The sequence below is a fragment of the Pseudomonas sp. NY15364 genome (assembly GCF_048068235.1).
In the GTDB taxonomy this organism is placed as follows: Bacteria; Pseudomonadota; Gammaproteobacteria; order Pseudomonadales; family Pseudomonadaceae; genus Aquipseudomonas; species Aquipseudomonas mendocina_D.
Window position 1 is genome coordinate 72,547 of the sequence record NZ_JBLUPX010000010.1, and the last position, 18,781, is coordinate 91,327.

The 18,781-nt window shown below is 63.3% G+C and carries 21 protein-coding genes; 3 read left to right on the forward strand and 18 right to left on the reverse strand.

Annotated features, from left to right (window positions below; all coding sequences use genetic code 11):
- The first annotated feature begins 11 nt into the window (after positions 1-11).
- A complete protein-coding gene (locus tag ACNFCJ_RS11005) occupies positions 12-1,469 on the forward strand; it encodes an SLC13 family permease (protein ID WP_416771335.1) in 1,458 nt (485 codons plus the stop codon).
- Positions 1,470-1,553: 84 nt separating this feature from the next.
- Here the strand turns inward: ACNFCJ_RS11005 and ACNFCJ_RS11010 are convergent, their stop codons facing one another.
- The 10 genes from ACNFCJ_RS11010 to ccmA are packed head-to-tail and all read right to left on the reverse strand — an operon-like array spanning position 1,554 to position 8,861.
- Positions 1,554-1,880, reverse strand: coding sequence for a hypothetical protein (locus ACNFCJ_RS11010; RefSeq protein WP_416771337.1), 327 nt, complete (start codon positions 1,878-1,880; stop codon positions 1,554-1,556).
- Positions 1,877-3,088, reverse strand: a complete 1,212-nt coding sequence (gene ccmI, locus ACNFCJ_RS11015) for a c-type cytochrome biogenesis protein CcmI (RefSeq protein ID WP_416771338.1) — start codon at positions 3,086-3,088, stop codon at positions 1,877-1,879. The genes ACNFCJ_RS11010 and ccmI overlap by 4 nt, the downstream gene beginning before the upstream one ends.
- Positions 3,085-3,573, reverse strand: coding sequence for a cytochrome c-type biogenesis protein (locus ACNFCJ_RS11020; protein WP_013715017.1), 489 nt, complete (start codon positions 3,571-3,573; stop codon positions 3,085-3,087). Before ACNFCJ_RS11020 ends, ccmI begins: the two co-directional genes overlap by 4 nt.
- Positions 3,570-4,109, reverse strand: coding sequence for a DsbE family thiol:disulfide interchange protein (locus tag ACNFCJ_RS11025; RefSeq protein WP_013715016.1), 540 nt, complete (start codon positions 4,107-4,109; stop codon positions 3,570-3,572). Before ACNFCJ_RS11025 ends, ACNFCJ_RS11020 begins: the two co-directional genes overlap by 4 nt.
- Positions 4,106-6,079, reverse strand: a complete 1,974-nt coding sequence (locus tag ACNFCJ_RS11030; RefSeq protein ID WP_416771341.1) for a heme lyase CcmF/NrfE family subunit — start codon at positions 6,077-6,079, stop codon at positions 4,106-4,108. The genes ACNFCJ_RS11025 and ACNFCJ_RS11030 overlap by 4 nt, the downstream gene beginning before the upstream one ends.
- Entirely contained in the window at positions 6,076-6,564 is a 489-nt protein-coding gene (gene ccmE / locus ACNFCJ_RS11035) for a cytochrome c maturation protein CcmE (RefSeq protein ID WP_013715014.1), read from the reverse strand. The genes ACNFCJ_RS11030 and ccmE overlap by 4 nt, the downstream gene beginning before the upstream one ends.
- Positions 6,561-6,737 (reverse strand): heme exporter protein CcmD, encoded by a 177-nt coding sequence (gene ccmD, locus ACNFCJ_RS11040; protein WP_013715013.1) that lies wholly within the window; start codon positions 6,735-6,737, stop codon positions 6,561-6,563. The genes ccmE and ccmD overlap by 4 nt, the downstream gene beginning before the upstream one ends.
- Positions 6,734-7,489, reverse strand: coding sequence for a heme ABC transporter permease (locus ACNFCJ_RS11045; RefSeq protein ID WP_041978373.1), 756 nt, complete (start codon positions 7,487-7,489; stop codon positions 6,734-6,736). The genes ccmD and ACNFCJ_RS11045 overlap by 4 nt, the downstream gene beginning before the upstream one ends.
- Before the next feature lie 59 nt (positions 7,490-7,548).
- Positions 7,549-8,220, reverse strand: a complete 672-nt coding sequence (ccmB, locus tag ACNFCJ_RS11050; RefSeq protein WP_037002833.1) for a heme exporter protein CcmB — start codon at positions 8,218-8,220, stop codon at positions 7,549-7,551.
- Entirely contained in the window at positions 8,217-8,861 is a 645-nt protein-coding gene (gene ccmA, locus ACNFCJ_RS11055; RefSeq protein ID WP_416771344.1) for a cytochrome c biogenesis heme-transporting ATPase CcmA, read from the reverse strand. Before ccmA ends, ccmB begins: the two co-directional genes overlap by 4 nt.
- 204 nt (positions 8,862-9,065) lie before the next feature.
- On the opposite strand from ccmA, the gene ACNFCJ_RS11060 reads away from it, so the two are divergent.
- Positions 9,066-10,595 (forward strand): flagellar hook-length control protein FliK, encoded by a 1,530-nt coding sequence (locus tag ACNFCJ_RS11060; protein ID WP_416771346.1) that lies wholly within the window; start codon positions 9,066-9,068, stop codon positions 10,593-10,595.
- The gene (locus ACNFCJ_RS11065; protein WP_416771347.1) at positions 10,592-10,942 is read left to right on the forward strand and encodes an EscU/YscU/HrcU family type III secretion system export apparatus switch protein; all 351 of its coding nucleotides are present in this window, start codon (positions 10,592-10,594) and stop codon (positions 10,940-10,942) included. Before ACNFCJ_RS11060 ends, ACNFCJ_RS11065 begins: the two co-directional genes overlap by 4 nt.
- A gap of 63 nt (positions 10,943-11,005) precedes the next feature.
- Here the strand turns inward: ACNFCJ_RS11065 and ACNFCJ_RS11070 are convergent, their stop codons facing one another.
- The 8 genes from ACNFCJ_RS11070 to ACNFCJ_RS11105 form a co-directional block, all read right to left on the reverse strand.
- A complete protein-coding gene (locus ACNFCJ_RS11070) occupies positions 11,006-11,419 on the reverse strand; it encodes a DUF2802 domain-containing protein (RefSeq protein WP_416771349.1) in 414 nt (137 codons plus the stop codon).
- Between the two features lie 3 nt (positions 11,420-11,422).
- A complete protein-coding gene (locus ACNFCJ_RS11075) occupies positions 11,423-11,902 on the reverse strand; it encodes a chemotaxis protein CheW (protein WP_003243242.1) in 480 nt (159 codons plus the stop codon).
- Positions 11,903-11,997: 95 nt separating this feature from the next.
- Positions 11,998-12,822: a chemotaxis protein CheW gene (locus ACNFCJ_RS11080; protein WP_416771350.1), complete on the reverse strand. Its 825-nt coding sequence runs from the start codon at positions 12,820-12,822 to the stop codon at positions 11,998-12,000.
- A gap of 86 nt (positions 12,823-12,908) precedes the next feature.
- Complete coding sequence (locus tag ACNFCJ_RS11085) at positions 12,909-13,697, reverse strand: ParA family protein (RefSeq protein WP_343349802.1); 789 nt, start codon at positions 13,695-13,697, stop codon at positions 12,909-12,911.
- An 82-nt stretch (positions 13,698-13,779) separates the two neighbouring features.
- Complete coding sequence (gene motD, locus ACNFCJ_RS11090; protein ID WP_416771352.1) at positions 13,780-14,589, reverse strand: flagellar motor protein MotD; 810 nt, start codon at positions 14,587-14,589, stop codon at positions 13,780-13,782.
- Positions 14,590-14,601: 12 nt separating this feature from the next.
- Positions 14,602-15,342 carry a flagellar motor protein gene (locus tag ACNFCJ_RS11095; protein ID WP_143506654.1) on the reverse strand — a complete coding sequence of 247 codons (741 nt, stop codon included), beginning with the start codon at positions 15,340-15,342 and terminating at the stop codon, positions 14,602-14,604.
- 25 nt (positions 15,343-15,367) lie between these two features.
- Positions 15,368-16,504, reverse strand: coding sequence for a protein-glutamate methylesterase/protein-glutamine glutaminase (locus ACNFCJ_RS11100; RefSeq protein ID WP_179576864.1), 1,137 nt, complete (start codon positions 16,502-16,504; stop codon positions 15,368-15,370).
- A gap of 45 nt (positions 16,505-16,549) precedes the next feature.
- Positions 16,550-18,778 (reverse strand): chemotaxis protein CheA, encoded by a 2,229-nt coding sequence (locus ACNFCJ_RS11105; protein WP_416771355.1) that lies wholly within the window; start codon positions 18,776-18,778, stop codon positions 16,550-16,552.
- Between the last annotated feature and the right edge of the window lie 3 nt (positions 18,779-18,781).

Consider the following 18,781-nt stretch of genomic DNA (forward strand, 5'->3'; position numbering starts at 1 on the left):
GGAAGCGCGCCATGGCCGTTACCACCAATGAATCCACCGCACCTGCCAAGGCTGCCTGGATTGGTCTGATTCTGGGCCCCTTGCTACTGCTCGTCTGCCTGGTCACCGAGCCGCCAGCAGGCCTCTCCAGCACCGCCTGGGCCACCATCGGCCTGACCCTGCTGATGGCCACCTGGTGGTCGACCGAAGCCATTCCGATCCCGGCCACTTCGCTGCTGCCGATCCTGTTGATCCCGGCGCTGGGCATCGACAGTCTCAACGCCGCCACCGCGCCCTACGCCAACCCGACCATCTACCTGTTCCTCGGTGGTTTTGTTCTGGGCCTGGCCATGGAGCGCTGGAACCTGCACAAGCGCATCGCGCTGATGACGCTGCTGGCCATGGGCAGCAAGCCGAGCCGGCAGATCGCTGGTTTCATGATGGCCACGGCCTTTCTCAGCATGTGGGTGAGCAACACTGCCACCACCATCATGATGCTGCCTATCGGCCTTTCGGTAATCGGCATGCTCACCAGCGAGAAGAGCACCGGCGAAGCCGATCGTGAGCGTTTCGCCACTGCCTTGCTGCTGGCGATTGCTTACGCCGCCAGTGTCGGTGGCATCGCCACGCTGATCGGCACCCCACCGAATGCCTTGCTGGCCGCCTTCCTCGCCGACAACTACGACGTGCAGATCGGTTTCGGCCAGTGGATGCTGCTCGGCGTGCCAGTGGCCGTACTCATGCTGGCATTCATCTGGTGGTGGCTGACCCGCGGCGGCTTCAACCTGGCCGGACATGACAGCACGCAGCTGATCCGCAGCGAACTGGCCGAACTGGGCCCGCTGAGTCGCGGCGAGAAGCTGGTCGCCCTGGTATTCGTGGTTACCGCACTGGCCTGGGTGTTCCAGCCGCTGATCGGCGAATGGGTATCGGGCGTCAACGACACCAGCATCGCCATCGCCGCGGCGCTGGCACTGTTCATCATCCCGGTGGACACCAAGCAGCGCGTGTTCCTGATGGACTGGGAAAGCGCCAGCAAACTACCCTGGGGCGTTCTGCTGCTATTCGGCGGCGGCCTGTCGCTGGCGGGTGTAATTCGCAGCACCGGCCTGGCCGAGTGGATCGCCCAAAGCCTCGGCGCACTGAGCGCCCTGCCGGTGATCGCGATGATCGGCGTGGTGGTACTGGTGATCATCTTCCTGACCGAAGTCACCTCCAACACCGCCACCGCTGCCGCCTTCCTGCCACTGCTGGGGGCGCTGGCCGTAGCGCAGGGTATGCCAGCCGAGCTGCTGGCGATTCCTGCCGCCATCGCCGCCAGTTGCGCCTTCATGATGCCGGTGGCAACGCCGCCCAATGCCATCGTGTTCGGCACCGGGCACATGAAGATACAGTCGATGATCAAGGCGGGTTTCGTCCTCAACCTGTTCGGCGTGGTGCTGGTGACGCTGATCTGCTATCTGCTGGTGGGCATGATCTGGGCGCATTGAGCACGGATCACAACCAACGAAAACGGCACCTTCGGGTGCCGTTTTCGTCAGGAATGTAAAGCGGGTTAAACCCGCCCTACGCGATCAGCGGTTCTGATACTGACGAAACAACCCCGGCGGGATACCCGAGCTGTCGGTTTCCTTCCACGGCCCGCCTGCTTGCGACGACCAGCTCCAGCCGCCGTCCCAGCGGTAGAACACACGCTCGCGGTAGTAGAGATCCCGCGCGCCTTCGACCACGTAGACGCCCAAGCCCGGATTCCAGTGGCTTTTCACCCCAGGCGGCGGCGCGTAGCGCGGGTGCGACGGCTGCTGCACCGGCGGCAACTGGCCAACCGGTGTACTCGGTTGCTGCAGTACGCAGCCGCTCAGGCCAAGCCCGAGTGCGCAGGCCAGCACCAAACGCTTCACTGTGGCTGCCCGTCGCGGCTGTCGATCAATAGCGTCTGTACGCCACGGGCGGTATTGGCCACCGGGCCGGTCTGGCCCGTCCACTCACCCTGGGTAGCATTGCCAGCGCGGGAGACCCGCGCCACCAATTGCACCTGGTCGAATTGCGAAATTTTCAGTTCCGGCATCATCGCATCCACATCCGAGAGACTGATCTGCACCGGTAGGTCGGAGACCTTCAGGCGCTTGGCCGCCAGGGGCATCGGCGGGCCGCTGAGTGCGCGGGCGAAGACGAACACGGCATCGTCCGGCTGAACGTTCTGCTGCACCTCGGGCGACAACGACACGCTGACTTCGAGGGCATGCACCTTGGCGCTCGGCTCGGCGGCAGCACTGCTCTGCTCGCCCTCGCCCATCTGCTGCCGGGCGCGCTCGATGCCGCCGGCGATGGCCGCGCGGGACGGGTCCTGCTCCGGCAGCACGGCGACCAGACGCTCCCAGTAGCGCACTGCATCAGCATAGCGCTGACTTTCATAGGCGGCGATACCCAGCAGGCCCAAGCTGGTGACCTCTTCCGGATCGGCCTTCAACGCCTCGTCGGTGAGCCCCTGCAACTGCTCGTTCCACTGTTTGCCTTCGGCGAAATACAGCGCCTGCGCCCATTGACCGAGCAGTTCCGGGGCGCGCCCGGCGATCTCCACGGCGCGCTCGAAGGCCTTGGCGGCGTCGCCGGCACGCTCCTGCGCCATATAGGTACGGCCAAGGAAGTACCAGCCTTCGGCGGAGTCCGGCTGCTGCTTGACGGTCTGCTCCAGGCGCGCGGTCATTTCCTCGATGCTCTGCGGCTGCATGGCCGCCAGCTGACGTGTCTGCTCCACCTGATCGAGCGCGCCCCAGTGCAGGTACAGGGCCACGCCGAGCACCGGCACCAGCAACGCCGAGACCAGCGGGATCTTGCCGCCGAGCACACCGCTGCGGCGCTGCACGCCTTCGGTATCGTCGAGCAGCTCGCGCGCCGCTTCGGCACGACCGGCCTGCATCTGCGCATCATCGAGCACACCGGCCTGGCGCTGGGCTTCCAGCTCCTGCAGGCGTTCCTGATAGAGGGTGACGTTGAGTGCGGTACGGTCTTCTTCGGCCTGCAGCTTGCGAATGCGCAGTACCGGAATCAGCAGAAACGCCAGGGCAGTCAGCAAAAGCAGCCCGGCGGGCAACCAGAAATCGATCATTGGTCTTTCTTGTCCTGAGAGGCTTGGGCGAGCAGCGCGTCGAGGCGCGCCTGCTCATCAAGGGAGAGGCCAGCGGCGGAGCGATCCTTCTGCTGGCCACGGCGGCGCAAGACGATCACCCCAAGCACGCCGAAGCCAATCAGCAGCAGGCCGGCAGGGCCGTACCAGAGCAGCAGCGTGCGGCTGGTCAGCGGTGGCTTGTAGAGCACGAAGTCGCCATAACGGGAAACCAGGAAGTCGATGATCTCCTCGTTGCTCTTGCCCTCTTCGAGCATGCGATAGATTTCGCCACGCAGGTCCATGGCGATCGGCGCATCGGAGTCGGCGATGTTCTGGTTCTGGCATTTCGGGCAGCGCAGTTCTTCGATCAGGTTGCGATAGCGCTGACGCTCGGCCTCGTTGGCGAATTCGAAGGTATCGATGGCGGCATGCGCGCTGGCCAACAGGCCCAACGCCAGACCGGCGGACATCAGCAAACGCTTCATGGCTGGGCCTCGTCGACCAGTTCCTGATAGATCGGCGCCAGTTTTTCGCGCCAGATGCGCTCGTCGATGGCACCGACGTACTTGTGGCGAATGATGCCCTTGGCGTCGATGAAGAAGGTCTCCGGTGCACCATACACTCCCAGGTCCAGGCCCAGGCTGCCCTTGGCATCTTCGATATTGAGCTGATAGGGATTGTGCAGGTCACGCAGCCACTTCTGCGCCGGCTCGCGCTGATCCTTGTAGTTGATGCCGTGGATCACCACACCTGCCTCGGCCAGCTTGTTCAACACAGGGTGCTCGTGGCGGCAGGCCGGGCACCAGGTGGCCCAGACGTTGACCAGCGCGGGCTTGCCCTTGAGATCGTCAACGCCCAGGGTGCGCTCGGGGTTGTCCAGCGCCGGCAGGCTGAAAGCCGGGAACGGCTTGCCAATCAGCGCCGAGGGCAGCTCGGAGGGGTCGAGGAACAAGCCACGGTAGAGAAATACGGCAATCGCCAGGAATGCCAGCAGCGGCAACAGCAGGAGAAGACGTCTCATGCGCTGGCCTCCTGCAAGCCCAGGGCGTCGCGCACGCGGGTGCGGACCTTGATCCGGTAGCGCTTGTCGGCCGCGGCGAGGAAGCCACCGAAGGCCATCAGCAGACCGCCGAGCCAGATCCAGCGCACGAAGGGCTTGATGTGAATACGCACGGCCCAGGCGCCCTGCTCCAGCGGCTCGCCCAGGGCAACGAACAGATCGCGAGTGAAACCGGCGTCGATGCCCGCCTCGGTCATGGTCGACTGTTGCACGGTATACAGGCGCTTCTCCGGATGCAGCACCTTGATCTGCCGCTCACCATCGAAGACACGCACCGTGCCCTTGTCGGAGATGAAGTTGGGGCCTTCGTGATGCACGGCGCCGTCGAACTGGAAGCGATAGCCTGCCAGCTCCACCGACTCGCCCGGTGCCATGCGCAGATCACGCTCATAGCTGCCCAAGCTGGTCAGGACCACGCCCAGGGCGCATACGGCGAACCCCAGGTGCGCCATCTGCATGCCCCAGTAGCTGCGAGTCAGGCTCGGCAGGCCCTTGATCAACCCCTTGTGTCGGGTCTTGTCGAGAATGTCGCGCACACCGCCAAGCACCACCCAGAAGGCCAGCAGGCAAACGGCCAATACAGCCCAATGGAAATCACCATGCAGGAAGGTCGCGGCTACCGCCAGCACCACGCTGGCGACCAGCACCGGCGTCAGCATGCTGCCCAGCCACTTCAGCGGCGTATCCTTCCAGCGCACCAGCACGCCGACGCTGATCACCGCCATCAGCAGCGCCATCAGCGGCAGGAACATCGCATTGAAGTATGGCGGGCCAACCGACAGCTTGGCGCCGGTCAGGGCATCGAGCACCAGCGGGTAGAGGGTGCCGAGCAGGATCATCGCAGCCGACACCACCAGTACGATGTTATTGACCAGCAGCAGGGTTTCACGCGACCACAGGCCAAAGCCGACCTGGCTCCTGACCACCGGTGCGCGCACGGCGAACAGCGTCAGCGAACCGCCGACCACCACCAGCAGGAAGGCGAGGATGAACACGCCGCGCTCCGGATCGGTGGCAAAGGCATGCACCGAGGTCAGCACGCCGGAACGCACCAGGAAGGTCCCCAAGAGGCTGAGGGAGAACGCGGCGATGGCCAGCAGCACCGTCCAGCTCTTGAACACACCGCGCTTTTCCGTCACGGCCAATGAGTGGATCAGCGCCGTGCCCACCAGCCAGGGCATGAACGAGGCATTTTCCACCGGGTCCCAGAACCACCAGCCGCCCCAGCCCAGTTCGTAGTAGGCCCACCAGGAACCGAGGGCGATACCGATGCCGAGGAAGGCCCAGGCGACGATGGTCCATGGACGCGACCAGCGCGCCCAGGCGGCGTCCAGCTTGCCGCCGAGCAGCGCGGCAATGGCAAAGGCGAAGGCCACCGAGAAACCGACATAGCCCATGTACAGCATCGGCGGATGCACGATCAGGCCGAAGTCCTGCAGCAGCGGGTTGAGGTCGCGGCCGTCGACGGGCGAGTTCGGCAGCAGACGCTCGAAGGGGTTGGAAGTGACGATCAAAAACAGCAGGAAGCCAACGCTGATCATGCCCATCACCGCCAGCACGCGGGCGAGCATCTCTTCCGGGAGGTGGCGCGAGAAGATCGCCACGGCGAAAGTCCAGCCGGCCAGGATCAAAGCCCACAGCAGCAACGAACCTTCGTGTGCGCCCCATACCGCGCTGAACTTGTAGTACCAGGGCAGCGCGCTGTTGGAGTTGTTGGCCACGTAGGCGACGGAGAAGTCGTCGACCATGAAGGCATAGGTCAGGCACAGGAAGGAGAACAACAGGAAGGCGAACTGACCCCAGGCGGCCGGCTGCGCCAGGCTCATCCACTGGTGGTCACCGCGCCAGGCACCGATCAGCGGCAATGTCGCCTGTACCAGGCACAGGCACAGCGCCAGAATCATCGCCAGATGGCCGAGCTCGGGAATCATTGCGCGCTCTCCTGCTGGTAGCCTTGCTTGGCGGCTTTGGCCTCATCGTGCTTTTGCATCATCCCGCTCTTTTCCAGCGCCTGCATGACTTCAGGCGGCATGTAGTTCTCGTCGTGCTTGGCCAGCACCTCGTCGGCCACCAGCACGCCCTCTTCATTGACGCGGCCCAGGGCAACGATGCCCTGCCCTTCACGGAACAGGTCCGGGAGGATGCCGCTGTAGCGGATGGTCACGCCGTGGGCGCCGTCGGTGACGACGAAGTCCACCTCCAGCGAATCGGCCGAGCGCTTCACAGAACCCTCTTCTACCAGGCCGCCAGCACGAATGCGGGTATCGACCGGCGCCTCGCCATTGGCGATCTGGCTCGGGGTGTAGAACAGGTTGATGTTCTCCTGCAACGCGGTCAGCGCCAGCGCAACAGCGATGCTGACACCACAGAGGATGGCCAGAACGATATACAGGCGTTTCTTGCGAACCGGATTCACTTCGACTTCTCCCGGCGCAAACGACGCGCCTCGTCTTGCAGGTAACGGCGGCGAGCCAGAATCGGCAGCACCACATTCAACGCCAGGATCGCCAGGCTGATACCGTAAGCGCTCCAGACATAGGCGCCATGGGTGCCCATGGCGAGGAATTCGGAAAAGGACGAGAAGCTCATGCCTTGCCCTCCACCAGGTTCTGCACCTCGGTCTTCACCCAGCTGCTGCGCGCTTCGCGCTTGAGTACTTCCAGGCGCATGCGATAGAGCAGCACGGCGCCGAAGAAGCAGTAGAAACCCAGCACCGCCAGCAGCAGCGGCAGCCACATCTCCACCGGCATCGCGGGTTTTTCGGTGACCTTGAAGGTGGCAGTCTGGTGCAGCGAGTTCCACCACTCCACCGAGTACTTGATGATCGGGATGTTGATCACACCGACGATGGCCAACACGGCGCAGGCCTTTGCGGCGCTGTCGCGGTTGCTGATGGCATTGCCCAGGGCGATGACGCCGAAGTAGAGAAACAGCAGGATCAGCATCGAAGTCAGGCGTGCGTCCCAGACCCAGTAGGTGCCCCAGGTCGGCTTGCCCCAGATGGCTCCGGTAAGCAGCGCGATGGCCGTCATCCAGGCACCGATGGGCGCTGCCTGCTGCAAGGCGACGTCGGCCAGCTTCATTTTCCACACCAGGCCGACCAGGCCGGCGACGGCCAGCGTCACGTAGATGGATTGAGCCAGGAAAGCGGCAGGAACATGAATGTAGATGATGCGAAAGCTGTTGCCCTGCTGGTAGTCCGGCGGCGCGAAGGCCAGGCCCCAGACCAGGCCAGCGACGGTCAGCAACACGGCAGCGATGCTGAGCCAGGGCAGCCAGCGGCCACTCATCTCATAGAACCACTTGGGCGAACCCCATTTGTGAAACCACGTCCAGTTCATGCTCGACTCATCATTCAGGCCTGGCTCGACTGCTGCCGGTCAGGTATCACGGTTCGTTCTTATTCGCCGACACTGATGGTCAGGCCAGCGGCAATCGCAAAAGGTGTCAGGGTCACCGCCAGGGCGGTGAGGCTCGCCAGCCACAACAGGTGACCAGTAGCCGGCAATCCTTGCAGGGCCGCCTGCAACGCCCCGCTGCCGAGAATCAGCACCGGGATGTACAGCGGCAGGATCAGCAGCGCGAGCAGCAAGCCGCCACGCTTGAGACCGACGGTGAGCGCCGCGCCCACCGCACCGAGCAGGCTCAGCACCGGGGTGCCGAGTAGCAGGGAAATCAGCAACACCGGCAGGCAACGCCCGGGCAAGCCGAGCATCAGCGCCAGCAAGGGCGCCAGCAGCACCAGCGCCAACCCACTGAATAGCCAGTGTGCCAGCACCTTGGCCAACACCAGAAGAGGCAGGGGGTGCGACGAAAGGACCCACTGTTCGAGCGAGCCGTCCTCGAAATCACTGCGGAAAAGCCCGTCCAGCGAGAGCAGCACGGCCAAAAGCGCCGCGACCCAGACCAGGCCAGGGGAAAGGGTTTGCAACAATTGCGTCTCTGGTCCCACCGCCAGCGGGAACAGCGCGATGACGATGGCGAAGAACACCAGCGGGTTGGCCAGATCGGATGGGCGGCGAGCGAGCAGACGCATTTCGCGCGACAGCAGCTGTGTGAAAACGTTGCTCATACGGCGTACTGCCCCAGATCCAGATCGCGATAGGTCGCCGGTGTGCGTTGCAGACTGTGGTGAGTGGTCAGCACCACGACACCCCCACGCTCGCAATGGCCGGTCAGGTGCGCTTCGAGTTGCACCACGCCACTCTTGTCCAGTGCGGTGAACGGCTCATCGAGCACCCACAGCGGGGGTGTATCGGCCAGATAAAGACGGGCCAGCGCGACACGGCGCTGTTGGCCGGCCGACAGGGTATGACAGGGAACGTCCTCGAAACCGCGCAGGCCGACCGCTTCCAGCGCCTGCCAGATCGCCTCGCGACTGGCCGGGCGATGCAGCGCGCAGAGCCAGGCCAGATTCTCTTCGGCGCTCAGCAGGCCCTTGATGCCGGCGGCATGGCCAATCCACAACAGGTTGCGCGCCAACTCGCTGCGCTGCTCGGCCAGGGTCTGGCCCTGCAGGAGGATGTCACCGGAGGTCGGCTGACGCAGGCCGGCAATCAGCCGTAGCAAGCTGGTCTTGCCGCTGCCGTTGGGGCCGCTGATCTGCAACATGTCGCCCGGCTGCAGGGCGAAGTGCAACTGCTCGAAGAGCATGCGCCAGTCCCGCTCACAGCTGAGCGCCACGGCTTCGAGAAGGGGAACGGGACGGGTCATCGATACCTGGCAGGGTTAAAGTCGACGGTGCTCCGGCCGCTATACTGACGCGTGCCGGAACTACTATGCGCAGCGGGGCGGCATTATACATGGCGCGCCACTGTCCCCGCAGTCAGCATTTTCGACAGGGTGTTAATCTGTGGCAGGCAAATCAGCCGTAGGCTGTACTCGTGAAGCAGTACGCCATCAGATACGTGAGAGCCCATGAGCGAAATCAGCAGCCCACGCCCACTTCCCCCTTCCGTGCCAGTGATTCGCAACACTGCGACGGCGGCAGACATGGCCGTGCGCCTGTTGCAGCCACTGGAAGGCATGCTGGCGGCCGGCGAAAGCGCCAAGGCCGAAGTCGTGGCGATTCGCGAACAAGCGCAAAGCTTCCAGCTGCTACTCAAACTGACCCTCGCGGGTGGCAAGCAGGCGACTCTGCAAGCCGAGAGCCCCAGGCCGCTGGCTCAGGGCAGCGCGCTGGTGGTCACCGCACTGTCCGAGACTCGCCTGGCGCTAGCCTTGCAGGCTGGCGGCGACAAGCCGCTGACCAGCCTCGACCTGCAGCAACTGCCACCCGGTACGCTGGTGCAGGGCAAGGTCGTCAGCAACGCCCCACTGCCGACACAGAATGCGCAGACGATCTATCGCCTGGTGGTCAACCTGCTCAACACTCCGCTGGCGGGCAACAAGCTGGCCATCGACAGCCCCTTGAATCTGCCGCTCGGCAGCCTGCTCAGCGCGCAGGTACAAGGCAGCCAGAGCCTCGCCTTTCTGCCGCTCAGCGGCCGCCTGGATCAGTTGGTGCTGGGCCAGCAACTGGCCGCCCAGCAGAATCGCCAGGCGTCGCTGGAGGGCTTGTTCAAGGGTCTGCAGAACCTGAGCGGTGGCGATGAGGCGCTGCGCGGCAGTATCGACAAGCTGCTTGCCGGCCTCCCCGACAGCACTCAGCTGAGTACCGCCAAAGGCCTGGCGCAGGCACTCGAAGGCAGTGGTGTGCTGCTCGAAGCCAAACTGCTGCAGGGCCAGACCGGCTCATTGCCGCAGGACCTGAAGGCCAACCTGCTGCGCCTGATCGCCCAGCTGATGCCGCAACTTCCAGGTGTCTCCGGGCCTCTTGCCGGCCTGCAGAACGCCCTTAACCAGAACTTGCCCAACCTGGCTCGGCAACTGCTCGGCGCAGGCGCTGCCGGCTCAGCACGCCAACAGGCGCTGACCTTCCCATTACCTTCTCGCCTGTTGCAGAACATGGATGGCGAAGCCGACCTGGAAACCCTGCTGAAGCTCGCCGCTGCAGCCGTCTCACGGCTGCAGACCCATCAGCTATCGAGCCTGGCGCAAACCCAGGTGGATGCCAACGGCAACCTGCTGACCACCTGGCAGCTGGAGCTGCCCATGCGCCACCAGCAGGAAGTGATTCCACTGCAGATCAAACTGCAGCGCGAAGACAGTGGCAAGGCGGAGAAAGCGGAGCAGAAGGAAACGCTCTGGCGCGTGGAACTGGCCTTCGACCTCGATCATCTTGGCCCGCTGCAGGTTCGCGCCCAACTACTGCGCGGCAGCCTCTCCAGCCAACTGTGGGCCGAACGCGCCGATACCGCATCGCTGATCACCGCCGAGCTGGGCAACCTGCGTGAGCGCCTGCTAGCCGCAGGACTGGAGGTTGGCGAACTGGCCTGCAGCCAGGGCATGCCACCGCAAGGACCGAAAACCTCGCTGGAACAACGCTGGGTGGACGAAACCGCATGAGCCGCAAGCCGCAGTCCGAAGCGCGTCAGGCCATCGCCCTCAACTATGACGGGCAAAACGCACCGATACTCAGCGCCAAGGGTGATGACGAACTGGCCGAAGCCATCCTCGCCATCGCTCGCGAATGCGAAGTACCGATCTATGAAAATGCCGAGTTGGTGCGTCTGCTGGCGCGCCTCGAACTGGGCGATGCCATTCCTGACGTGCTGTATCGCTGCATTGCCGAGATCATCGCTTTTGCCTGGCACCTGCAGGGCAAGACACCGGAGGGTTTCACTCCAGCACAGGAAAGCGAGCGCGACGTCACCCCGCCACTGCCCCGCCTGAGTGGGCCGACTGCCGATTAACGGGAAACTGCAAAAACGCAGTGAGTGACTGACCGGCAGAAAAGAACTTCGCGACAGCAGCGCTTAGCCTTTCTTGGGACGATGCAGCCGGCTGATCAGCTCGGCCTCGGCCGTGCTGAGACCACATGACTGCGTGAGATCGTCGACGCTGGCGCCCATGCCAACCAGGCGAGCGGCCTGGGTGAAGGACAGACTGTTAGGATCGCGCTGCTCGATCTGGCTGACCTTGTCCGGCAGCGGCGCCACCACACGGCGCAGCTCATGCAGCTCTTCGCCCATGCGAATGCTGCCGGTCAGGTAGGCGTCGAGACGTTTACTCAGTTCCCTGATCCGCGCATCGCGCACGGCGTCTCGTTTGGCCTGTTCGTCCAGCAGGCGTTGCTGGTTGCGGTACAGGCCTTTGCAGACGATGCCCAGGGCCACGCATAGCAGCGCCACGAAGGCTAGAGCCGCGGCAAGCATGGCGAATTCGGACATGGCTCAGATGCTCTCCAGCTCCGACCACTCTTCCTCGGACATCATCTTGTCCAGCTCGACCAGAATCAGCAGCTCGCCGTTCTTGTTGCACACGCCCTGGATGAACTTGGCCGACTCGTCGTTACCGACGTTCGGTGCCGTCTCGATCTCGGACTGACGCAGGTAGACCACTTCGGCCACACTGTCGACCAGGATGCCGACCACTTGTTTGTCCGCCTCGATGATGACGATACGGGTGTTGTCGGTCACCGGCGCCGAACCCAGGCCGAAGCGCTGGCGGGTATCGATCACGGTCACCACGTTGCCGCGCAGGTTGATGATGCCCAGCACGTAGCTCGGCGCACCCGGCACCGGAGCGATCTCGGTGTAACGCAGGACTTCCTGCACCTGCATCACGTTGATGCCGTAGGTCTCGTTGTCCAGGCGAAAGGTCACCCACTGCAGAATCGGATCTTCGGCACCTTGTGCAGAACTTTTCTTCATGTCCCTAGCCTCGTCAAAAACCGCTCAGTGCGGCATGCGCGGGTCGACCCGCTTGTCATCAACTATAGAGCCCGTTGGTACAGGCCCACCAATTCTCAATGCAGTTTTCCGCCATTCAGGCGCTTCGCCCCACCGCTGGCGATCAGTTCAGCCAATGCCGCCACATCGAGCAGCGCGCACATGTGCTCGATCACCGTGCCAGCCAACCAGGGACGCTGGGTACGCTGGCTGCGCCACTTGACTTCGCTGGGATCCAGGCGAATCGAGCGGCTGACCTGGTGCACCGCCAACCCCCACTCGTAGCCCTGCACCGAAATCACGTATTGAAGGCCTTCGCGGAAGTCCTCGCGATAACGGTCTGGCATCACCCAACGGGCTGTATCCAGTACTTTCAGGTTACCGGCCTGGCTCGGCAGGATGCCAAGAAACCAATCCGGCTGACCAAACAGCGGCGTCAGTTCCTGACCTTCGAGCGGATAGATCGAGCCCAGGCAAATCAGCGGCACGACCAAGGTCAACCCGGCAACGTCGAACAACAGGCATTCGAACGGCTCCTCGGCCCAGGTCGGACGACCATCGGCCAGCAAGGCAGCCGGTTGCGGCGCCAGCTCGGCAAGGATGGCAACTTCCGGCGGAGCCTCTTCGATCACCGGCGCCTGCACCGGCGCAAGCAACTCCACCGGCGCAACGGCAACCTGCACCTGCGGTTCGACCACCACAGCGAGAGCAACAGGCGCAACGGCCGGTGCGACCGGCTCGCCCAGGCGTGCATCGCGCACCTGCTCCTCGAGCACCGCGGCCTCGAACTCGTCGAGACTGACGGACATCTCCAGTTCGGCGGCAGCTTCCTGCAGCAGTCCATCGAGGTAGGACTGCAGAGCCAGCTGGGAACGCGTAGCGGTGGCGAGGTTACGACTCATGGCTGGAACCCGGAATAAGATCTTGACAGCCTATCGGCCGCGGCATGCTCCGACTTGAGTGTCGCAGTTCAACACAGACGCTCATTTCAAGCCACCTGCGCCGCCGGCTGATGACTCAACAGATGCTTGAGCAGCGCTCGGTAGGCGATGACGCCACGGCTGTTCGCATCGAACTGCGAAGGCGTGCGCCCAGCCCGGCTGGCATCACGCAAGCGCGTATCGACCGGAATGTAAGCCGGCCACAGGTGCTCAGGGTAAGTGTTGCGCAGTAGCCGCAGCGTACTCATGGACGCCTGGGTGCGGCGGTCGAACAGCGTCGGCACGATGGTGTAAGGCAAAGCCTGCTTACGCGAGCGATTGATCATCGCCAGCGTGGTGATCATGCGCTCCAGGCCTTTAACTGCGAGGAATTCGGTCTGCACCGGTATCGCCAGTTGCTGGCTCGCCGCCAGGGCGTTGACCATCAGTACGCCGAGCAAGGGCGGGCTGTCAATGATGGCGTGATCGAAATCCTCCCACAGCTGCGCCAGGCTCTTGGCGATCACCAGCCCCAAGCCATTCTGCCCTGGCGACTGGCGCTCGAGCGTGGCCAGCGCGGTGCTCGACGGCAACAGGGAGATATTCTCGTGACTGGTGCTGTGCAGCAGTTGCTTGGGCAGGCCCTGCGGCACATTGCCCTGATGCAGGAACAGATCGAAGCAACTGTGCTCCAGCGTATCGGGATCATGACCGAAATAGCTGGTCATCGACCCATGCGGGTCGAGATCGACGACGATCACGCGCTTGCCGGCATCGGCCAACAGGCCTGCCAGCGCGATGGAGGTGGTGGTCTTGCCGACCCCGCCCTTCTGATTGGCTACTGCCCAGACTTTCATCTTCTCTCATCCTCCCGGCAAGAGGCGCTCAGGCCGAGAATGGCTGTCGCACGCACGCAGCAGGCGACTGGGATTTGACGGCTCACGACTGTGGAACCCCCGACGTAGGCGCTGGTGCAGGTTGCGTGCCAGCCTCTGACTGCTGGGTCGCGGCACTGCCAGCGCCACGTCGCGTGTCGAGATTGCGGGAAATCACCAGCACGACCCGACGGTTTCGCCCCCTGCCCTCTGCGGTAGCATTGTCGGCCACCGGCTGGAATTCGCCATACCCCACTGCGGCCAGGCGCGAAGGGTCGACGCCATCCATGGCCAGCATACGCACGATGCTCGAGGCGCGCGCCGAAGACAGCTCCCAGTTGGTCGGATACTGGGCAGTCTGGATCGGCAGGTTATCGGTGAACCCCTCGACCTTGACCGGATTCTGGTAAGGCGCCAGGATTTTGGCCACCTTCTCGATAATATCGAAAGCCTGATTGTTCGGAATCGCATCGCCGCTAGGAAAGAGCAGACTGGAGCTGAGCTCGATCTCGATCCACATCTCGTTGCCGCGCACGGTCAGCTGATCGCTCTGGATCAGGTCGCCAAAGGCCTCACGCACGCTGGAGGCGATGCTTTGCAGGGTCGAATCCGAACTGGGGTCGTCCTTCGAGGTGTTATCAGGCTCACTGGTGCGCGGCCGCTCCTCACCGACCGGGATCGGCTTGATCGAGCGATCAGGCTGATTGAACACGCCTGTCAGTGACTCCGAGAGGATCTTGTACTTGCCTTCGTTGATCGAGGAAATCGAGTACATCACCACGAAAAAGGCGAACAACAGGGTGATGAAGTCAGCGTAGGACACCAGCCAACGCTCGTGATTCTCGTGCTCTTCATGATGCCGCCTGCGCGCCATGCCATACCTCCATCAGTCCATGAAGCCTTGCAGCTTCAGTTCGATGGAGCGCGGATTCTCACCCTCGGCGATGGACAGGATGCCTTCGAGGAGCATCTCGCGGTAACGCGACTGGCGCAGCGCGATGGACTTGAGCTTGTTGCCTATCGGTAGCAGCAGCAGGTTGGCAAAACCGACACCGTAGATGGTGGCAACGAACGCCACGGCAATGCCACTGCCGAGCATACTGGGATCAGCCAGGTTGCCCATCACGTGGATCAGGCCCATCACTGCACCGATAATACCGATGGTTGGTGCATAACCACCCATGCTCTCGAACACCTTGGCGGCCTGGATATCGCGCGCCTCCTGGGTATAGAGATCGACCTCGAGAATGCTGCGAATGGATTCCGGCTCGGCGCCATCGACCAGCAACTGCAGGCCTTTGCGCGCATAAGGGTCAGGCTCGGCATCGGCCACCGCCTCGAGGCCAAGCAGGCCTTCCTTGCGCGCCACCATGCTCCAGCCGGTCACACGATTGATGCCACCGACCAGATCGATACGAGGCGGGAAAAATATCCAGCGCATGATGCTCATCGCGCGCTTGAACACCTGCACCGGCGCCTGCAGAAAAGCCGCGCCCAATGTGCCACCGATGACGATCAGCGCCGCCGGACCGTTGAGCAACGCTCCGGCGCTGCCCCCTTCCAGGTAATTGCCACCCAGAATGGCGACGAACGCCAGGATGACGCCGATGAGGCTCAGTACATCCATGCGCGGGTTCCACACTTAACCTGGGTCACTGGCAAGCCTCGGTCAGGTGCCGGCCGATGTCATCCAGGCCATAGACGGCATCCGCCAGATTGGCCTTGACCACGGCCATGGGCATGCCATAGATCACGCAACTGGCCTCGTCCTGCGCCCACACCTGACTGCCGCCCTGCTTGAGCAGGCGTGCGCCCTCACGGCCGTCGGCGCCCATGCCGGTCAGCACCACGGCAAGCACCTTGTCGCCATAGGACTTGGCGGCCGAGCCGAAGGTGATATCGACGCAGGGTTTGTAGTTGAGGCGCTCGTCACCCGGCAGGATTTTTATCGCACCGCGCGCATCGACCATCATCTGCTTGCCACCAGGCGCCAGCAACGCCAGGCCAGGGCGCAGAATATCGCCGTCCTCAGCCTCCTTGACCTGAATGCGACACAGTTTGTCCAGACGTTCAGCGAAGGCCTTGGTGAAGGCCGCTGGCATGTGCTGGATCAGCACCAGCGGTGCCGGGAAGTTGGCTGGCAGCTGTGTCAATACACGCTGCAACGCCACCGGGCCACCTGTGGACGTGCCGATGGCCACCAGTTTGTAAGCCTTGCGCTTGGGCACTGATGAGGAAGGCGCTGCGCCAGCAGACGATGCCGCGGGACGCGCAGGAGCAGCGGGAGCCGGCACAGCAGGCCGCGTCGAAACGGCCGGGCGACTAATCGGCGCCGCACTCGGACTCGCCGCAGTCGGCGCCGGAGCCACCGCAGCCGAGCTGAAACGACGGTTGCTGCGCGCGATGCTATGTACCTTCTCACAGAGCATCTGCTTAACCTTTTCAGGGTTGCGCGAGATGTCTTCGAAGTTCTTCGGCAGGAAATCCACCGCACCGGCGTCCAACGCATCGAGCGTCACGCGGGCGCCTTCGTGGGTCAGCGAAGAGAACATCAAAACTGGCGTCGGGCAGCGCTGCATGATGTTTCGAACCGCAGTGATGCCGTCCATCATCGGCATCTCGTAATCCATGGTGATCACGTCGGGCTTGAGCGCCAACGCCTGATCGATGGCTTCCCGCCCATTGGTGGCCGTGCCCACAACCTGAATACTGGGGTCAGCAGACAGAATTTCTGAAACGCGCCGGCGGAAGAAACCGGAGTCGTCCACCACCAGAACCTTAACAGACATACACACTCCTAGACGGCGCGAAGCCATGACCCGCGCCGCGAAACATCAGAAACGTCGAGCGTAGCGCTTGAGCATGCTCGGTACGTCGAGAATCAACGCGATGCGTCCATCGCCAGTGATCGTGGCGCCGGACATCCCGGGCGTGCCTTGCAGCATCTTGCCCAGCGGTTTGATTACCACTTCTTCCTGCCCGACCAATTGATCGACGACAAAGCCGATGCGCTGGCTACCGACGGTGAGGATCACCACATGGCCCTCGCGCTGACCTTCGTGGAAGGCCTGCGGTACCAGCCAACGCTTGAGATAGAACAGCGGCAGCGCCTTGTCGCGCACGATCACCACTTCCTGACCGTCAACCACATTGGTGCGCGACAGGTCGAGGTGGAAGATCTCGTTGACGTTGACCAGCGGGAAGGCGAAGGCCTGGTTCTCCAGCATCACCATCAGGGTAGGCATGATCGCCAGGGTCAGCGGCACCTTGATGATGATCTTCGAGCCCTGCCCCTTCTGCGAGAACACGTTGACCGTGCCATTGAGCTGGGAAATCTTGGTCTTCACCACGTCCATGCCGACACCGCGGCCGGACACGTCGGAGATCTCGGTCTTGGTCGAGAAGCCCGGGGCGAAGATCAGGTTGTAGCATTCGAACTCGTTGAGGCGATCAGCTGCGTCCTTGTCCAGCAGGCCCTTCTCCACAGCCTTGGCGCGCAGCACATCGGCGTCCATACCCTTGCCGTCATCGGTGATCGACAACAGGATGTGGTCACCTTCCTGCTCGGCGGACAGCACCACGCGGCCAGCGCGTGCCTTGCCGGCTTTCTCGCGCTCTTCCGGGGTTTCCACGCCGTGGTCGACGGCGTTGCGCACCAAGTGCACCAGCGGGTCGGCCAGCGCCTCGACCAGGTTCTTGTCGAGGTCGGTTTCCTCGCCCACCAGTTCGAGGTTGATCTCTTTCTTCAGGTTGCGCGCAAGGTCGCGAACCAGGCGCGGGAAGCGGCCGAAGACCTTCTTGATCGGCTGCATGCGGGTCTTCATCACCGAGGTCTGCAGATCCGCGGTGACCACGTCGAGGTTCGACACCGCCTTGGACATGGCCTCGTCGCCGCTGTTGAGCCCAAGGCGAACCAGGCGGTTACGCACCAGAACCAGCTCACCGACCATGTTCATGATCTCGTCGAGCCGTGCGGTGTCGACCCGCACGGTGGTTTCCGCTTCGCTGGCTGGGGCCTTCTCAGCCGCAGCAGGAGCTGGCGCCGGCGCCGCGGCACGCGGTGCGGCAGGCTCAGCCTTGGCCGCAGCTGGCTTGGCTGCTGGTGCAGCGGCCTTGGGCGCGGCGGTCGGTTTCTCAGCAACTACAGGGGCCGGCTCGCTTGGCGGCACGAACTTGCCCTTGCCGTGCAACTGATCGAGCAAGGACGCGAACTCGTCGTCGGTAATCTCGTCACTTGCCGGTGCAGGCGCTGCAGCAACAGCGGCTACAGGCGGCGCAGCTTCGGCTGCGCCGGAGAACTGGCCCTTGCCATGCAGTTGATCGAGCAGCGCTTCGAATTCATCGTCGGTTATGTCGTCACCTGCCGCTGCGGCAACCGGCGCAGAGACCACGGCACTGGCAACAGCAGGCGTTTCGACCGTGCCGGAGAACTGCCCTTTGCCGTGCAACTGGTCGAGCAACGACTCGAATTCGTCATCGGTGATTTCGTCACTGGCAGCGCTCTCTGCACTCGGAGCGCACGCTGGCGCATCACCCAGCGCATCGAGCAGCTGCTCGAATTCGCTGTCGGTGATGTCTCCGGAAGCAACGGACGGAGCGACCGCCTGGGGTTCTGGCTCCGGCTCGGGTTCGGGCTCCGGCTGCTGCATTGCCGCAGGGGCCGCCTCGCCACCGCCCGGCGCGGCCAGACGCGACAGGGCTGCCAGAAGCTCAGGCGATGCGGGCGTCGGCTCACGCCGCTCACGCACTTCGCCGAACATACCATTGACTGCATCAAGAGCCTCGAGCACCACATCCATCAGCTCCGAATCGACGCGACGCTCACCCTTGCGCAGGATGTCGAAGACGTTTTCGGCGATATGGCAGCACTCCACCAACTCATTGAGCTGGAGGAAGCCCGCTCCGCCCTTGACGGTATGGAAACCGCGAAAGATGGCATTGAGCAGGTTCATGTCGTCCGGTCGGCTTTCCAGCTCGACTAACTGTTCGGACAACTGTTCGAGAATCTCGCCGGCCTCTACCAGGAAATCCTGGAGGATCTCTTCATCGGCGCCGAAGCTCATATT

Bases quoted from the DNA above. Each gene is read 5' to 3' on its own strand.
- ACNFCJ_RS11005 (WP_416771335.1), top strand. From the start codon at position 12: ATGGCCGTTACCACCAATGAATCCACCGCACCTGCCAAGGCTGCCTGG.
- ccmI (WP_416771338.1), bottom strand. From the start codon at position 3,088: ATGATCGATTTCTGGTTGCCCGCCGGGCTGCTTTTGCTGACTGCCCTG.
- ACNFCJ_RS11020 (WP_013715017.1), bottom strand. From the start codon at position 3,573: ATGAAGCGTTTGCTGATGTCCGCCGGTCTGGCGTTGGGCCTGTTGGCC.
- ACNFCJ_RS11025 (WP_013715016.1), bottom strand. From the start codon at position 4,109: ATGAGACGTCTTCTCCTGCTGTTGCCGCTGCTGGCATTCCTGGCGATT.
- ACNFCJ_RS11030 (WP_416771341.1), bottom strand. From the start codon at position 6,079: ATGATTCCCGAGCTCGGCCATCTGGCGATGATTCTGGCGCTGTGCCTG.
- ccmD (WP_013715013.1), bottom strand. From the start codon at position 6,737: ATGAGCTTCTCGTCCTTTTCCGAATTCCTCGCCATGGGCACCCATGGC.
- ACNFCJ_RS11045 (WP_041978373.1), bottom strand. From the start codon at position 7,489: ATGAACTGGACGTGGTTTCACAAATGGGGTTCGCCCAAGTGGTTCTAT.
- ccmB (WP_037002833.1), bottom strand. From the start codon at position 8,220: ATGAGCAACGTTTTCACACAGCTGCTGTCGCGCGAAATGCGTCTGCTC.
- ccmA (WP_416771344.1), bottom strand. From the start codon at position 8,861: ATGACCCGTCCCGTTCCCCTTCTCGAAGCCGTGGCGCTCAGCTGTGAG.
- ACNFCJ_RS11060 (WP_416771346.1), top strand. From the start codon at position 9,066: ATGAGCGAAATCAGCAGCCCACGCCCACTTCCCCCTTCCGTGCCAGTG.
- ACNFCJ_RS11065 (WP_416771347.1), top strand. From the start codon at position 10,592: ATGAGCCGCAAGCCGCAGTCCGAAGCGCGTCAGGCCATCGCCCTCAAC.
- ACNFCJ_RS11070 (WP_416771349.1), bottom strand. From the start codon at position 11,419: ATGTCCGAATTCGCCATGCTTGCCGCGGCTCTAGCCTTCGTGGCGCTG.
- ACNFCJ_RS11075 (WP_003243242.1), bottom strand. From the start codon at position 11,902: ATGAAGAAAAGTTCTGCACAAGGTGCCGAAGATCCGATTCTGCAGTGG.
- ACNFCJ_RS11080 (WP_416771350.1), bottom strand. From the start codon at position 12,822: ATGAGTCGTAACCTCGCCACCGCTACGCGTTCCCAGCTGGCTCTGCAG.
- ACNFCJ_RS11085 (WP_343349802.1), bottom strand. From the start codon at position 13,697: ATGAAAGTCTGGGCAGTAGCCAATCAGAAGGGCGGGGTCGGCAAGACC.
- motD (WP_416771352.1), bottom strand. From the start codon at position 14,589: ATGGCGCGCAGGCGGCATCATGAAGAGCACGAGAATCACGAGCGTTGG.
- ACNFCJ_RS11095 (WP_143506654.1), bottom strand. From the start codon at position 15,342: ATGGATGTACTGAGCCTCATCGGCGTCATCCTGGCGTTCGTCGCCATT.
- ACNFCJ_RS11100 (WP_179576864.1), bottom strand. From the start codon at position 16,504: ATGTCTGTTAAGGTTCTGGTGGTGGACGACTCCGGTTTCTTCCGCCGG.
- ACNFCJ_RS11105 (WP_416771355.1), bottom strand. From the start codon at position 18,778: ATGAGCTTCGGCGCCGATGAAGAGATCCTCCAGGATTTCCTGGTAGAG.